We start from the raw sequence: 13,883 nt of genomic DNA, 5'->3' as shown, positions 1-13,883 counted from the left end.
GCCAGCGATTGCCTGACTGCTATCGCATACTGCAAGAGAAGCGCGCCGGCCCAATTGCCTAGCAGCGGAATATCGATGACCATGACGAGCGAGCAACTCTCCCAGATCGAAGCCATTGCGCAAGGGTTTATCAACCTCGTCAGCTCTCTAGGCGCCGTCGTTTTGGAGTGGGCCTGGTGTGAGCTGGTGTTGCGAGCAGGCTGGCTCCCGCACGCATCCATTCCCCCCAAGTTGATCGCCGAGGCGGCGGACGTGCAAGGAGCGACCAGCTCCTAACCGGATGTCTTGGTTCCTGGGACGCGCGCGAGATCGCGATCTGTGGCCAACTCAAAGCCCCTGCTGTGATCGGCATCGTTCCAAAAGTCGCAGAAACTCACAAGAACTCCTTCGGTATCGTCGTTTGTCCAGTCGTCGCTGATTGATCGCGGTGACGCCAGGCCAAGTGCGAGCCGTTGTCCGCAGTGAACATCGAGCACGATAATCCCAGCCGCGTCGAACGACTGCGTGTCGTCGACAAAAATCCCGGGAGCCGTGAGAACGCCCTCGACGCCCGGCTTCCCGGCGAAGTCCGGCCGCCGGAGGACGAGACCGCCCTCACGCCCAAATGCGGCCTGCCAAAGAACGCCGCTCGAACCGCCCCCATCGAGTGCGTCGTCAAAATAGTATGGAGCGAGATCCTGTTGAGCGGCGGGCAGCACCAAGCGATCGACCACAGCCAAAGCGAAGGTAGGCCCTTGGGCGAACTGCGAGGACTTGAACGCCCGTCGCCACTTGCTCCGAAGGGTGTCGATAACCCGATTGAGAGACGGCGGATCGTAGGCGGAATCAGTGCCCGACTTCCTATAAGGCGCGATTTCGCGCTCGGACGTGGTTATCCGCTTGCCTTTCCGGGCCTGCCGTTCGTGCTCCACCTCGCTCTCAAGCGCGTCGTTAAGCATCTCTTTGTGACGGTAAATCCCGTCGACGACATCAAGAGACTTCACCTCGATGAAGAACTGTTTTCCATCATCCGTCTCGCACTCGAAGTCCGGCATTGACGTATTCGTCTCCGCAAGGCGCTTAACCTGAACCTTCCGCTCCCGAAGGAGAAGCATCACAATCGCTTCGCCGTAGATCTCGAAAAACTGCGCGTAGGCCTGTGCGTCCGGCGCAGACCGCACCTCCTCCAACTTTGCGCGAAGCTGTCCGACAAAGGTCTTGAGCGCGGGGTCGCTATGGGCCTTCTCATCAATCACGCGAAGCGTGGACAAGTCGATCGCGTTGAGGCTGAGATCCTGAGTCATGCCACTCAGTTTAGCGCACTCCGCCAAGTATGCCGACGTGGCAGGAAAAGCGGCAAGCTTCGCAGCCTCATAGGACATCTCGAAGGTACGTTGCTTCTCCGGATCGGTCGCAAGCGTAGGATCCGCCAGAAGCGTACCAAGGGTCCCGCTCGCTTCTGCGAAAGCCGCGGTGGGATGATCGCCGGACAGGCGTGCGAGTTTGTCGAGCACCTCCACCTCGACGAAAGGCATGACCGGTGCGGCCAAGATCAACCGTTGACGGTACAAAAGGTATGCGCGGCCCAAGGTGGAGGCCGGCGTAAAGGGTACGCGTTCCGTCATGAATTTCCCTGTTCCCCGATCGATGGATGCACGTCGATTTTGCCCGCGCGACCATTCGAGAATGCACGCTTCGCTCGTCTTTGCGGTCACACATATACAAGCGAAGTAAAAGACCGATAGGCTTCAAACTAAATGACCTGAAGATGATCGCGACCAGTCTCTGTAGCGCCCTGCCAAGCTATGTTAGGCTCACGCTCTTAGCATAAGCATGGGGGCGACCGCGTGGCGCGCATTGCTGCCCCAAAGCTCCGCAAGGTGCGATTAGCCGGTTCTGGCATTAGGCGACGTTCCCGCAGGCCAACCGAAACGGCGTAAGTTGGGTCGGAAGCGGTCGCGAGACATCTGAAAACAGAACCGCCGCTGCGCTCCTGCCTCCGCCCGGAACACGCCGTTCGGTTTGCGGCCCACCTGCCGCTACAATAAGTCCGACCTGAAGCGCACAAGACCTGTGTCATATACGACCACAAAATCTCCAATCTCGCTGCCAAGCCCAATCTCTGGCAAAAGCGATCTGGTCAAACGTCAGGCTCTGGGATTTCACACATTCGCCAGCCTCCCCCTTGGGGCCAGTGCCAATCCTTTCCGCCAACCCCGGATCGCAATTGATCGGCGACCAAGCCGGAAGTCTTCGGGCAGCCTCCCTCAAAATCGCAAATTTGCGATCAGCTTGCTGTTCCGCGGCATGGCTCGGAATGACGTCCGGTATCTGCAAGAGGTCGAACTGCTGCCTGAAGATTTGTTGCACATTCTCGACCGGGTGAACAAGGGGCAAATAGCCCTTCCGCAATGAATTGGGTCGTTTTGCAAAGATTTTTACAAACGGCGAATTTTCGTCTTCATACCGCTGAGCAACATGATCCAATTCCTTATTATAACGAATGAAATTGGAGCATTTGTTGAGAAAGTCCACTTCAGCATCAGGCACAAGCCATGCTTCGAAATGAGCACCTCGGGTCCAACCAGGCTGTCCTACTTGCGCCGCACTGTCGCGAGCTGAAGCCGCAATCTTCATCGATAGGTTCTTGAACGCATCGGGCAGCGAAAACAAAAGATCCTCGATCTTCTTCGCGTCACGCGGAAATTCGCGCTCGACGAATGTCATGAGGGCATGAGCGTCTCGCCGATCGGCGTTATATGCACCGGCGCCAAGCGCCATAGCGGTTGGATAAATTCTCAACCACCCACACTCTTTTCGGACAATTTTCTTGTACTTTCGGCGCTCCCCCTCTTGCCGCCGTTCTGGTTTCTTTCGTACGAGCTTGGCCGTCAATGTTTGTGCGGTAGGCGGGCAGATGTTGGCCAGAATGACTATCGACAACCACATCTCGCGTTTGGTGCGCTCAGAATTTTGATAGAGGATAGTGGGATGCCGTGATCCGGTTGCCATGCTGGTCTTTACCCGAAATCCGATCTGATGAAGGGAGACTGGAGCAAAATGAGCTGCATCGACGCCATTCATCAGCAAAGCCGGAGGCTTCCCATCCGGGCACTCCACTCGGCGGAAGGAGGGTTGCAGCGCATCGGAGCATGCAACGCTTCGCTTTAACCGCGCGAGAATGTCCGTATCCGCGTAGGCTTGGTCCAGAGCATTCATGGAATGATGAATGAACCGCAAACTTAGCAGCAAGCCGTGCGCATGAAGACCGACCTCGCTCGTATCGGACATCATGTCGCCGATTGTGCAGTAGCTGGCGATATGCTCGCGGACAGCAGGGGCCGTGATGTTTCTCCGCGACTTCATCTGGCGCAGAATTTCGAACACGCGCTCCAGTTCGGACATGATCGCCCAAGGTGCGAGAAAGGAGTCCCGCTCGTTGCCTCGCAAACTTATTAGCGGCTGTATCTCGAACGCTTCATAATGGGTTCCTTGCTCACTTATTACAGTAGCTGAAGTCAAACGGTCGACATCGTCCCAGCGGCGCAACCAGAGCGCAACAAAAAGCTCTGGTGATTTCACCAGAATGGCTTCGAGATAAGAAAGATATTCAGCTACACCAAAACCCCAGAGCTGACGCTGAATAAAGTCCGTGCTCATGATCCTGTCATAAACCGTTATCCCGGTGTAAATCTTTCTGGGCGCAGCGGTCGGGAGGAACAGTGGTCGCCACCGATAAAAAGCTAGAACCTTCAACTGATCTGAGCCAGCGGGCACTACCATCCCATCGACAAAGCAAATGCTCCCATTCTGGTAGAAGCCTTCGACCTTGCTCAGGTCACAGATGGTCTGCGGACATGGCTCAGGGTAGTCGGGTTTTGCTGCGACTTTTGCGAGACGCTCCGAGACGGGGTGCCCCTGCACAAGCTGGTCGCGCTCGCCGGGCCATCGATCCATGCCCGTCCAATTCGACGAAAGCGACACCGCGATCGCGCCCGTCGAAACGCCAGCTAACCGGAAGTCGTCGCTGATCGTGTCGGCACCGTTCTGCAGCCCCTTGACCACGCGATACACAAGGTCAAGAAAGGTCATACCATCCGCTTCCCGAGACGGCGTGTCAGCCAGATCGCTGTCATGTATATGGTTCGGGTTAACGGTGATCGGGTCACCTATGATTTTCGGCTGTCCCATTCCTTTTGAACGCGTTTCCATTCTTCTTCGTCCCGTTCAGCATTTTGGAGATCAAAAGCCTTCAAGTTTACTTGTAGGATATTCAGGCGGCTCCAAAGGTCGTCCGCGACCCCCAAAATCTCGACCGTCTCCAAATGGGGCAGGTTTGCCTCCAGATTGCTGATCATGCCGAACAGCCTGCCGATGACTCCGTCGATCTCCCGCTCAATCGCTAGGGGTGAAATCAAGCGGCAGAGGACGCCTTCTGCATCGCGCCATTCAAACCATCCTCCCTCATCGCTGGCCGGGCGATAAAACTGCGGATCGAGTTGCAACTGCTCGAAAGCCGTTACAAAGGTCGGGCCGAGGTGTCTTGCCTCTGGCACTTGCGCAAGCGACGCCGCTCTCGTTTGCAGCTGACTGGGCTCGCCGCGAAGACGATCGGGAGATCGAGCAGTGGCATATTCGAATTCGTCGTGAAGGCCGACAACAAGACGAACATGCGCCGCGCCTTCGTTAGCAGCCCGGATTTCTCTTGCCCTTATTCTCGCCCGATCGCGAGTTTCGATTTTAACGTGCTCGTTCCAACGCTCAACGTCGAGACTGAGCTGATCAAGGCGAGCAAAGGCGATGCGAAGTTCGTTGCGTTTCTGAGCTCTCGCCGAACCCGTCAGTACGTCAGCTTCGCGGAACAGCCGGTCTATTGCCAATGCCAGCTCCTTTGCCTCGGCTTCAATCCTGTCAGGACGATCGATGACTACCGTCGCCCCGGTCGCGTCCGTCCACCTGAACTCGCTCATACGAAGTCTCCATAGTTGAGATTGGCACCGTGGCATTCGAGCCAGTCAGCGGCTTGTCCGCGCAGAAGATGCCCAGGCATCGGCAATCGAAGGACGCGGCAGGTGACGCGGATCAGCCAGCGTTGACCGCTAGTCATAGGTGCCTGTCGCCAACTGCCCTCAAGCCGAAATTCGAGATCCCGCTTCAGCCACTCCGCGCGGTCCTCCGAATATAGCCGGAAGCGACGTTCCCAAGATGCGTAAAGCCCCTTGGCCTCCAACTCGCGGGCACTGACGTCGAGCAGATCCGCGAGCGCTTGCGCCGCCGTCCGGTCCAGATCGTCAATAGCCGAGGATGCAAGACCATCGCGAAGCCGTGCTACAGGCGATTGAAGCAGGCCTGCGAGTGCATCAGCATCGGCGGCCTGAAATCCTGCTGCAACCATGACTGCGCCCAAAGCATTCTTGTGATGCATGGCCGAAGGTGTCGCGACCACCACCTTGTGGACTGGCTCTGACAGCGCGCGCTGGCGTGCCGCAATGTCATGGCTGTGCTGTTCGAGTTCCGCCTTCCACTCATCAAAGGCAGCCGCGTCCTTGGACTTTTTCGGCTCGTCGCCAAAATCGCAAATTTGCGAATTCATTTGTGGCCTCCTTTCGAAGGCCTTCTCGCACATCGAAAAGATAGGCATAATCCTGACTTACCTTCAATAAGTCAGGGGTGCAGATTAAAAGAAACAATGATAGAAATGGGGGGTGTAAATTTGGTGCAATAAATGTTTCAGCTATGCAGAAAACAAAACCCTCCCGCTCTTCAGCTCGGACACCCCCCACTTCAAAGGATCATCGCTATATAGCGGCGACCTTCATCGATGACTTCGGAATTTCACGGAAGCTATCGGTCACATCGGCTTCCTCCTTCTCGAAGAAGAAGCTGGCTGCTGCAACGCGTCGGACAGTACGGCTGGCTGATGCCGAGCTTGATCGCGCCATGAGGGCTGGTGACCGGGAGACCGCGCTTGCTATCAGGCGACTTCGCAAGCAGGAGCGCGCTGCTGATCGTAGCATCTCCAACTTCTTCCGGCGACGGATCAAGACCGTCGAACCTCAGATCGAGAAGGTCAAGCATCAACCAACGATCAAGATAACCTCGCGCTGGCCATTCCGGGAGGTCGCTCTACCACGCTACAGTGCCGCCATTTTCGACAGCCAGAAGCGACGCGGCGTTTTCATGCGAGTCGAGTACTATGGCGCCAAGACGTCAAAAGCGGGCGTTGCCATGCGCGCCTGCAGATACATCTTTCGCGGGTGCGCTCTCGACGAGGACGGACGACCGTTGTTTGAGAGCAACCTCGGTCTGAGCGTCGAGGAAGCAGTTTGCGCCCTTGATCATCTCGAACAGATCAACCGGTCGGCACAGAAGAATGCCAAGGTTCTGTTCCACACGGTATTGGCGCTCGACCATCGCTGGTCGAAAGCGCAGCAGTTCCAGGTTGCCCGCGAGTGGGCCGAAGAGTGCTTCGGCCAGCATGGTCTGCCATATGCCATCGCCCTGCATTCGCCCGACCCTGATGGCGATGCTCGCAACTGGCATGCACACGTTCTGTCCAGCTATCGTCCGATGGTTCGCCTCGGCACATACGAATGGGAAGTCGGCGAGGCTGTACGCACCGATCTCGATAATCCTAAGGCCATGCAGCTTCTGAGGGAAAACTTTGCGCGCGCGATGACACGCATGTCGCGCGAAGCCGGACAATGCGAGCGCCACACTGCCCTATCGTATGCTGCCCGCGGTCTCCCGATAGAACCCCAGCAGCATTTGGGCGAGGCGCGAACGCGCAAAGTCAGAGCCGGAGAATTCGTCGCTGCGAACGAGGAGAATCATAGCCGTGTAAGCCGTTCAGTTACAGCGCTGGCGCAGACAGAGCTTGAGAAAAGGATGAGCGCCCTTGAGCGCCAGAAGCGTCCGCTCATGGCGGCCATGAGCAGGATTTTGGCGGCAGTGAAATCGCCGCATGTTCCATCGCGGGCCATAGTCGCCTCAAAGCTCGCGTTGCCTGCTACGAAAACTCGCCCAGCCCTTCGTCGGGCGGAGCCAACCACGTCCGTTACACTGCCGGCCAGCACCGTCAGGGTTGCATCAATCCATGTGCCAAGCGGGCATCAGAGCGCCCAGAATCCACCATTGTCCTCGCTCGAAATCGCAAATTTGCGATTTCCGGCAGCTGCATCGCAAGCGAATGTCTTTTCGTTGGATCCGTCAGAACTCCTTGATGCGCGGACGCTTCGTCATGCCACACGGGTCACGGGGCCGGAGGTGCCTCGCGTGTCTTCTCGAAGCGCCGGCTTCTCGTGCCCGAGTACTATGTCAGCGTCAGTGCCGCCGTTATCCTCGCTTGGCGAATTTCCGCGACCATCGCGATCTCTTGAAACCGAGGAAGAAAGCGTGACCGAAGATCAGGCGAGGCCTTTGCCACCGGCGCGCTCGTCGGCAGAGGACGGCGGCATCCCGCACGATCTGAAGCAGCTGATGGAACGCCTGCGCACAAGGAAGCGTCTCATCCGGAAACGCGACCATCATTTCGAGCTGCCGATCGACTTAATGGACGAAATTGGAATGGCGCAGCGATCGCTTTTGACGCCTGCCGTGCAAGATTTGCTGCGGGCCGAATACTTCCGGCAAGTCGATGACATCGGGCTGCTTGCCGGTCACTTTGCTGCAAAACCGGGAGATCTCTACGCCGTCACGGGCGGATGGCGCGCGCACCACGACGTTCCACGCCACATCCGAGAAGAGGTGGACCGTTGGCTCACGGAGCCGCGACTGCAAACCGCCTTGCAGACATTCGTTGGGAGGCGGCAGGTCGATCCCAAAGGCCCCGAATACGAGCGGCGCATCAGCCTCGTCTACGATTTCGTCTATCGCCGAACAGAGGCTCAGGCATCTCAGCCGGGCGACACGCAAGACGTCCCCGCTGGAACAGCAGTCGCTCCGGCAGAAGTCGGCATTGTACCGGCGAAAGGCTCTCAGCCCAGCTCTCGAGCTGAAGACGCATCGCGTCGTCCGACAGGACCCCCATTCCCGGGGCCAGATCTGGACCGCAAAGCAACATAGATTGGATGGAAGTGGAAACCGGGCGAACCCGGTTGAGGGAGTGGAAAAGTGGGCAAGGTGCCCGCTTGCGCTCCGCCGGGTTCGGGCCGGAGGCCGAAACCGTGAAGTATCAGAAGTTTCATCATCCAGAATACTACCAGACCGATCACATACAAGTGCTTGATATCGAGACGCTGGCGCCTGAGACCGAGGACGGCTCGTTCCCGCCTTGGCCGCTCCACGAGGCTGTTTGCGCCAGTGTGCTGACCCAGAAGAGGGCTGGCGACAGCTACGAGTTCGACATCCGCACCGTTGAGTTCGCCAATGAGCTCGAAGGCCTGCGGCAGCTGTTCGGCCTGCTCGATCCAAGTGCCACGCTCGTCACATGGAACGGCCGCGGTTTTGACGTCCCCGTGCTTCAACTCGCAGCCGCACGGCATCTGCTGTTCGAGGACAACGCCTTGCGCACAGCATGGCTGGCGCCCCGCTGGGCGATCAACCACGCCGATCTCGCCGAGCTTTACGGTCGGTTCGGCGGCGCAGGTAGGCCGAGCCTGGCAAATGTTTGCAGGGGGCTCGGCATAGCTGCCAAGACTCAGGGCAGTGGCGATAGCGTTGCTGCGATGATCGCCGATGGCCGCGAGCAGCAAGTCTTCCGGTACTGCGAGGAAGACGTCGCTATCACATGGCTGGCGTGGCTACACTACGCCGCCGCGCGCTATGCCGATCCGGGCAAACTGGCACACCCGCTCGCCGCATTCGACCGCTGGCTCGCCGATGATGATAACGGCCGGTACGCCCATCTCAAGCATCTGCGCGATCTCCCGCTGTTCCGACACGCCCGCGAGGCGGACCCCGTCTTTCGGCTCGATCGACTTATCGAGCGGACCGAAAGGCGCGCGAACATCGCCGCTATGCGCCCCAGCACCATGTGATCTGACCTTCTTTGCCAAGGGATAAGGCAGGGATGGAAATTGAAAGGAAAATACGAAATGACTGACACGTTCACCGCGTGCTGCCTGCGCACGCGTCCTGCCGATGCAAACGATCGCGGCGACACGATTTACGTCCGAGCCGTCGGAGCGGCCCGATTCGTCTTCGAAAACGGGACCTGGACGGCCCACGCATCAAGCTGGCTGTGCGGGGGACATCCTGATCCTGATGGCACAGCCCTGCACTGGATCGCACATCACGCCGCCGTGCAACCGCTGGTGTTCTGGTCGTTGTATGAGGCTGTCGACCGGGCGTTTGCCTTAGCTGATCAGGTTGATCTGATGGGCGATGCCGACCCGGCCGAAGATCTGAAAGCAATCCGCATGGCTTTTGGTCGTAGCGTGATCCCGTCAGTTGATGCCTACTATCCGTATGCGCGGACGATGAGGCAGGCAGCGCGGGACGATGATCGAAGTCGCGAACTGGTCGGCATGATGCGAAACGCGAAGGACCTGCCCCTTGTCACATTGCACCGGTCGGTCATTGCCGAGGCCGAACTTATCGGGCGCCTGGCCATCAAAGCGCTCGGCCGCGGAGCCGAGCTCGACTGAATATGATCGGGATCACCTATCGCCAACGCGCCCCGCCTGCTGCCCCGGCTACACGCAGTATCGAATTTTTCCGCCCGCTAAATGCGGGCCTTTTAATGCCTGGAGTATATCACAATGACCAACCACACGTCCGATCCCCTGCCTTTCGAGCAGGATGCTGACTTCCGCCATCAGGCTATCACGCTCGGCGAAGAAGCCGCGCTCTTCCTCGCTGATCGATCGGCCCCCAGCACATGGCAGCGGGTCATCGTCTGCGATTTCGAATACCTGTACGACATCAATGCGTTCAAGCGCTACCAGGTCGCGGAAGGCGATCCCACGCAAGGCTTCGTTCGCTGGCCGTTCCATCGCATCGTTGCCGGGGCATGGTGCATGCTGACGATCTCGCCGGACATGGATCGACCTGTCGTCACCAACATCGAAGCTATCAACAACCGCTCCGAAGCGGACATCGTCAGGGCCTTCTTCACCATGTGCGCGACATTCCAGGATGCCCGGCTCGTTAGCTGGGGCGGAGAGTCCAAAGATTTCCTCTGCCTCAAGCGCGCCGCGATCGAGCTTGGGTTGATCCTGCCTCCGCAGCTGCGCGATCCGGCTCCGTTTGCGCGCACGCGACTGGACTTGGCGAGCGCTGTGCGTTCGCTTGGCCACTACGTTCACCTGCCGGAATTCTGCGAGGCGATCGGCGTGGCGTCGAAGCCCTTGCCTTCGAAGGACATCTCGCTCGCTGTCCGACACGCGGCATGGGATCATGTCGAAAAGCAAGTCGTGGCGGACGTCTGCACAATCGCGCAGGTAGCATGGCGCTACTTCCTTGCGACCGGATCGGCATCTGGCTCCCCGGATGCTGGTGACGAAGCGGTTGTCACTGCGCTCGCCAATCGGTTTCCGGACAACGTTTGGCTGTCGAAGTTGGCGAGACCGGAGCAAATGGCGGCCTGATACGAGTGGACCTCGGCATCGAAGTCGGGGTCCACACCTCTACGTTACGGCGTTCCGACAAGGCCGGTAGCTTGGCCTGCATCCGACAGACGATCGCTTCTGAAGTGCCGTAACCAAAGCGGGATCTTGCCGCAGAGCCCCCTTTTTTTTAGCTCGCCTCGGCACAGCGGGGGGCGTCAGTCCGGCGACCCAATGCCCAAGCGCGGCTAAGTTCCTCAGGCGTCACTTCGCTTACCCTATGCCCGCGCCCGGCGGCGGCAAGGTAGGTTAAGTGCGCGGGCATCAGCGCAGGTTGGGTCATCCAAGATCCCCAAGCGCTATACGGCGAGCCCTCCGTGCGGGTCGCTGTTCTCGCCGATCCGGTCTCGCCTTCTTGTCGGCTGGCGGCACTAGCCCTAGAGCGCAGCAATGACAGATGTTTTCGACGCCGAGACCCGGATGGCAAGCGCGCCTATCTTCGGCTCAAAGCCTGAACTGACATCCTTTGGTATGTTTGAGTTTGCAGGAAAGCTGCTGCACTGGAGGCGACATGGATCGTGCTGAGTTCGAACAAGAAGTAAGTAAGGCAGTTGATGCAGCAGCGAGGAATGGCGCGAAATGGAAGCCTCTCGAGCACGCATTTGCCAAACAAGGCGTGCTCGCTGGGGGAGCCATTAGCAACCAGCAGGCAGAGCAACGAACACGTATCAGGCAAATCTTCACGAAGCGTCCCCTGCAAGGCGTGCTGCGATACTCCGAGTTCGCTGTGTTCGTTCTTAATCAGGATCAAGCTGACCGACACAAAGCGGATCCGGAGAAAGTCCTTACCTCAGTTATTAAAGCATTAGAGGCAGAACGCCCCCAGTTGCCATCGAATGTCTGCCTCGAGAGCTTCCTAATACTTCGTCACGACGGCAATCATGATTATGCGCCCTTGGCACTAGTTTCTTGGGGCGAAGGGAAGGCAACGCAGCTTGTGCGTGAATGGTATCCTGAGGCCCCGTTTATCGACAAATCTGGTGATGTTGTTCTTGCGCAGAGTCCAAATGGTTCATCCGCTAGCTTTGAAGATATTTACGGAGACACGCTGATCGCAGGCAGGCCAGGAGACAACGTGATCTTTTTCGGCCCTCCAGGGACAGGTAAGAGTTACCGGATTAAGCAGGAGACAGTTGATTTTTTCGACATTGTCATGACCGCTTTTCACCCAGAGTACGCCTATTCAGACTTCGTGGGCGCCTATAAACCTGTGTGCGGATATGACGATACTTTGAAGATTAAAGACTTTACCGGCAGTCAAGAAATCTCACGCCCCATAGTTTACTACACCTTCGAACCCGGGGTACTTATTAGGGCAATTGTCCGTGCACATGAAGCCGAGGGTGGACCTGTCGCCCTCGTTATAGATGAGTTGAACCGTGGGGATTGCGCAGCGATCTTTGGCGACTTCATGCATCTATTGGACCGTGCAGAAGGTGGTCGAAGCGAGTTCGGTTTGGACGTATCTCTTCCGCTTGGCGCTTACCTTGTGGAGGCAGGAGTGCTCGAAAGTCCGACTGAGAAGCTCTTTTTGCCAGCGAACCTCCATATCTTCGCCACGATCAACACTTCCGATCAGGCGCTCTATCCGATCGATTCCGCTTTCAAACGTCGTTGGAGTTGGGAAGCGATTCCAGTGACGGGTGCGTCAGGCCTTGAGGCGGTTTCCATTCCGCCAGTGGGCGATGCACCTATGATGCCTTGGCTTGCTTTTATATTTGGGCTCAATGATTTAATCCTCAGGCATACTGAGAATGAGGACAAGCGGATCGGACCGTGGTTTATCAAAGCCGTTGGAGACAGCATCCCTGCAGCTCAGGTCCGAAACAAGCTACTCTACTTCCTATGGCACGATGTGTTTCGCGGCCATACTTCCGAGGTGTTCCTGCCTGGTCTCAGGACATTCGAAGCGGTACAGGCTGCCTTCGATGCGAAGGGTATTCCCGGTGTTCTCAGATCATTCTCGGCGCAACCGCAGGTCGAACGTGCGGACGATGAAGAGGCCGCACTAGAAGACATGGACAGCCAAAGTGAAGCTGGCTCAGGTTCCTGAATGGGGAGGCTCTGGACATGAGACCTAGACCTACTGTCGGACTCCCTAGCGAGGTTATCCCGAGGGGTTGGGTGGAAGCGGTGGGGTTCGTTCGCATTAGCGGGCGACTATGTGTCTCTTTCCCAAAGGTCTACGATGCATGGAAGGATAGGCTCGCAACCGACGGCGCGCTGAGAGTAAAGCACTTAATTCTGCTCGTTCGAGTTCTTAGGGAGTATGGCCGCTCGATTTCCACGCAGATGGGCTGTGCGAGCGAAGGCTTCGTTTCGAACAATCCAGGTATGCTCGATTGGTTGGAGGCAGCTTGCGAGTTGTATGAAGATTTCCAGTCTAATGGCTTATACTGGACGAAGCAGTCGCAAATGTCCGATCGCGCCACATCTGGGGCGATAGCATGGAGCAAGACGCTTTCTAGCGTGCAGCCATATATGATTGACGAGGCCCCCATATATCTAGCTGTTGTTCGGCGGAACCGATCCCGCACAAATCAAGACTTGCTCCATCGAATTCATGCCCGCGCCATAAATGAGATTGCAGAAGCGCTCTTGGGGCGAAGAGCGTTCTTGGAATCTCAATACCTGGATGACATCGACCTTGGGAAGCTTCGGTCAGGCTCCCCTGCCATCTTTAAGTCGCTAGCGCGCATCACTTACACAGATCGCGGCAAGTACCTCCTGAAGTTGCTCATGAGGTATTTCGAGTTTGCAGATACTGAGCGGTCTAGGCCAGTGGATGGTTCACTTTTGTGCTCCTCAGAAGCGTTCGGGCTGGTATGGGAACACATGCTCCGGGCGACTGTCCAGAACTACGACCGAGGTAACTATCTGAGGATGCCGAGCGGCGAATGGAGAAGCCAAGGCGATGCACCCAGCAGAGGTATCGCGCCGAAACCGGATTTCGGCTTTATGGCCTCGATAGGTAGCGAGAAACGCTTGGCCATTTTCGACGCTAAAGACAAGCCTGTCAGTCTTGGCGAGCGAAGCGGGACCGAGCAAGATCATTATAAGCAGATCGTGTATCGCATGTTGGGAAAGTTTGCGTCACCGGTCTGGAACGCGCTGGTGTTCCCCAGCGTAGATCTAGTTGGCGATGGGGGGTCCTTTGTAGCATTGGGCAGCCATGTTTGGGCTGATCACCCAGGAACGATGGTGCATGAAATAGCTGCTGATTATCCGACAGTATGCCAGGCCTTCTTGGCCGGCCGCCGTTTGGACCCCACGCCAGTTCTCTGCGATTTGGCTCTCGGCTGACGATTGACACCCACATCTTTGTCGTCGATTCTCGCGCCCGACGCACGTTGCGAT

Annotated in this window: 11 protein-coding genes; 7 read left to right on the top strand and 4 right to left on the bottom strand. The window is 57.5% G+C overall.

Features of this window, described 5'->3' with window-relative positions; translation table 11 throughout:
• Positions 1-75: 75 nt before the first annotated feature.
• A complete protein-coding gene (locus tag SJY33_RS13565) occupies positions 76-276 on the top strand; it encodes a hypothetical protein (RefSeq protein ID WP_379923311.1) in 201 nt (66 codons plus the stop codon).
• Here SJY33_RS13565 and SJY33_RS13560 read toward each other — a convergent pair.
• From SJY33_RS13560 to SJY33_RS13545, 4 genes are all read right to left on the bottom strand, one after another.
• Positions 273-1,604, bottom strand: a complete 1,332-nt coding sequence (locus tag SJY33_RS13560; RefSeq protein ID WP_379923310.1) for a hypothetical protein — start codon at positions 1,602-1,604, stop codon at positions 273-275. The genes SJY33_RS13565 and SJY33_RS13560 overlap by 4 nt on opposite strands.
• A 451-nt stretch (positions 1,605-2,055) precedes the next feature.
• On the bottom strand, positions 2,056-4,191 hold the full coding sequence (locus SJY33_RS13555; RefSeq protein WP_379923309.1) for a hypothetical protein: 2,136 nt from the start codon (positions 4,189-4,191) through the stop codon (positions 2,056-2,058).
• The gene (locus SJY33_RS13550) at positions 4,149-4,949 is read right to left on the bottom strand and encodes a hypothetical protein (protein WP_379923308.1); all 801 of its coding nucleotides are present in this window, start codon (positions 4,947-4,949) and stop codon (positions 4,149-4,151) included. Before SJY33_RS13550 ends, SJY33_RS13555 begins: the two co-directional genes overlap by 43 nt.
• On the bottom strand, positions 4,946-5,572 hold the full coding sequence (locus tag SJY33_RS13545; RefSeq protein ID WP_379923307.1) for a hypothetical protein: 627 nt from the start codon (positions 5,570-5,572) through the stop codon (positions 4,946-4,948). Before SJY33_RS13545 ends, SJY33_RS13550 begins: the two co-directional genes overlap by 4 nt.
• A gap of 143 nt (positions 5,573-5,715) precedes the next feature.
• Between SJY33_RS13545 and SJY33_RS13540 the strand changes: the two genes are divergently transcribed.
• From SJY33_RS13540 to SJY33_RS13515, 6 genes are all read left to right on the top strand, one after another.
• Complete coding sequence (locus SJY33_RS13540) at positions 5,716-8,043, top strand: MobA/MobL family protein (RefSeq protein WP_379923306.1); 2,328 nt, start codon at positions 5,716-5,718, stop codon at positions 8,041-8,043.
• A 5-nt stretch (positions 8,044-8,048) separates the two neighbouring features.
• On the top strand, positions 8,049-8,957 hold the full coding sequence (locus SJY33_RS13535; RefSeq protein WP_379923305.1) for a hypothetical protein: 909 nt from the start codon (positions 8,049-8,051) through the stop codon (positions 8,955-8,957).
• Positions 8,958-9,014: 57 nt separating this feature from the next.
• Entirely contained in the window at positions 9,015-9,566 is a 552-nt protein-coding gene (locus SJY33_RS13530; protein ID WP_379923304.1) for a hypothetical protein, read from the top strand.
• Between the two features lie 114 nt (positions 9,567-9,680).
• Positions 9,681-10,508 (top strand): hypothetical protein, encoded by an 828-nt coding sequence (locus tag SJY33_RS13525; protein WP_379923303.1) that lies wholly within the window; start codon positions 9,681-9,683, stop codon positions 10,506-10,508.
• A gap of 529 nt (positions 10,509-11,037) precedes the next feature.
• Positions 11,038-12,579 carry an McrB family protein gene (locus SJY33_RS13520; RefSeq protein WP_379923302.1) on the top strand — a complete coding sequence of 514 codons (1,542 nt, stop codon included), beginning with the start codon at positions 11,038-11,040 and terminating at the stop codon, positions 12,577-12,579.
• Positions 12,580-12,596: 17 nt separating this feature from the next.
• Entirely contained in the window at positions 12,597-13,829 is a 1,233-nt protein-coding gene (locus tag SJY33_RS13515; RefSeq protein ID WP_379923301.1) for an LlaJI family restriction endonuclease, read from the top strand.
• Positions 13,830-13,883: the final 54 nt, after the last annotated feature.

Source organism: Erythrobacter sp. R86502, assembly GCF_042466465.1.
Lineage (GTDB): Bacteria > Pseudomonadota > Alphaproteobacteria > Sphingomonadales > Sphingomonadaceae > Erythrobacter.
Note: the sequence above shows the minus strand (reverse complement) of the source record. Positions and strands in the feature narration are given on the sequence as shown.

Bases quoted from the DNA above. Each gene is read 5' to 3' on its own strand.
- SJY33_RS13565 (WP_379923311.1), top strand. From the start codon at position 76: ATGACCATGACGAGCGAGCAACTCTCCCAGATCGAAGCCATTGCGCAA.
- SJY33_RS13560 (WP_379923310.1), bottom strand. From the start codon at position 1,604: ATGACGGAACGCGTACCCTTTACGCCGGCCTCCACCTTGGGCCGCGCA.
- SJY33_RS13555 (WP_379923309.1), bottom strand. From the start codon at position 4,191: ATGGAAACGCGTTCAAAAGGAATGGGACAGCCGAAAATCATAGGTGAC.
- SJY33_RS13550 (WP_379923308.1), bottom strand. From the start codon at position 4,949: ATGAGCGAGTTCAGGTGGACGGACGCGACCGGGGCGACGGTAGTCATC.
- SJY33_RS13545 (WP_379923307.1), bottom strand. From the start codon at position 5,572: ATGAATTCGCAAATTTGCGATTTTGGCGACGAGCCGAAAAAGTCCAAG.
- SJY33_RS13540 (WP_379923306.1), top strand. From the start codon at position 5,716: ATGCAGAAAACAAAACCCTCCCGCTCTTCAGCTCGGACACCCCCCACT.
- SJY33_RS13535 (WP_379923305.1), top strand. From the start codon at position 8,049: ATGGAAGTGGAAACCGGGCGAACCCGGTTGAGGGAGTGGAAAAGTGGG.
- SJY33_RS13530 (WP_379923304.1), top strand. From the start codon at position 9,015: ATGACTGACACGTTCACCGCGTGCTGCCTGCGCACGCGTCCTGCCGAT.
- SJY33_RS13525 (WP_379923303.1), top strand. From the start codon at position 9,681: ATGACCAACCACACGTCCGATCCCCTGCCTTTCGAGCAGGATGCTGAC.
- SJY33_RS13520 (WP_379923302.1), top strand. From the start codon at position 11,038: ATGGATCGTGCTGAGTTCGAACAAGAAGTAAGTAAGGCAGTTGATGCA.
- SJY33_RS13515 (WP_379923301.1), top strand. From the start codon at position 12,597: ATGAGACCTAGACCTACTGTCGGACTCCCTAGCGAGGTTATCCCGAGG.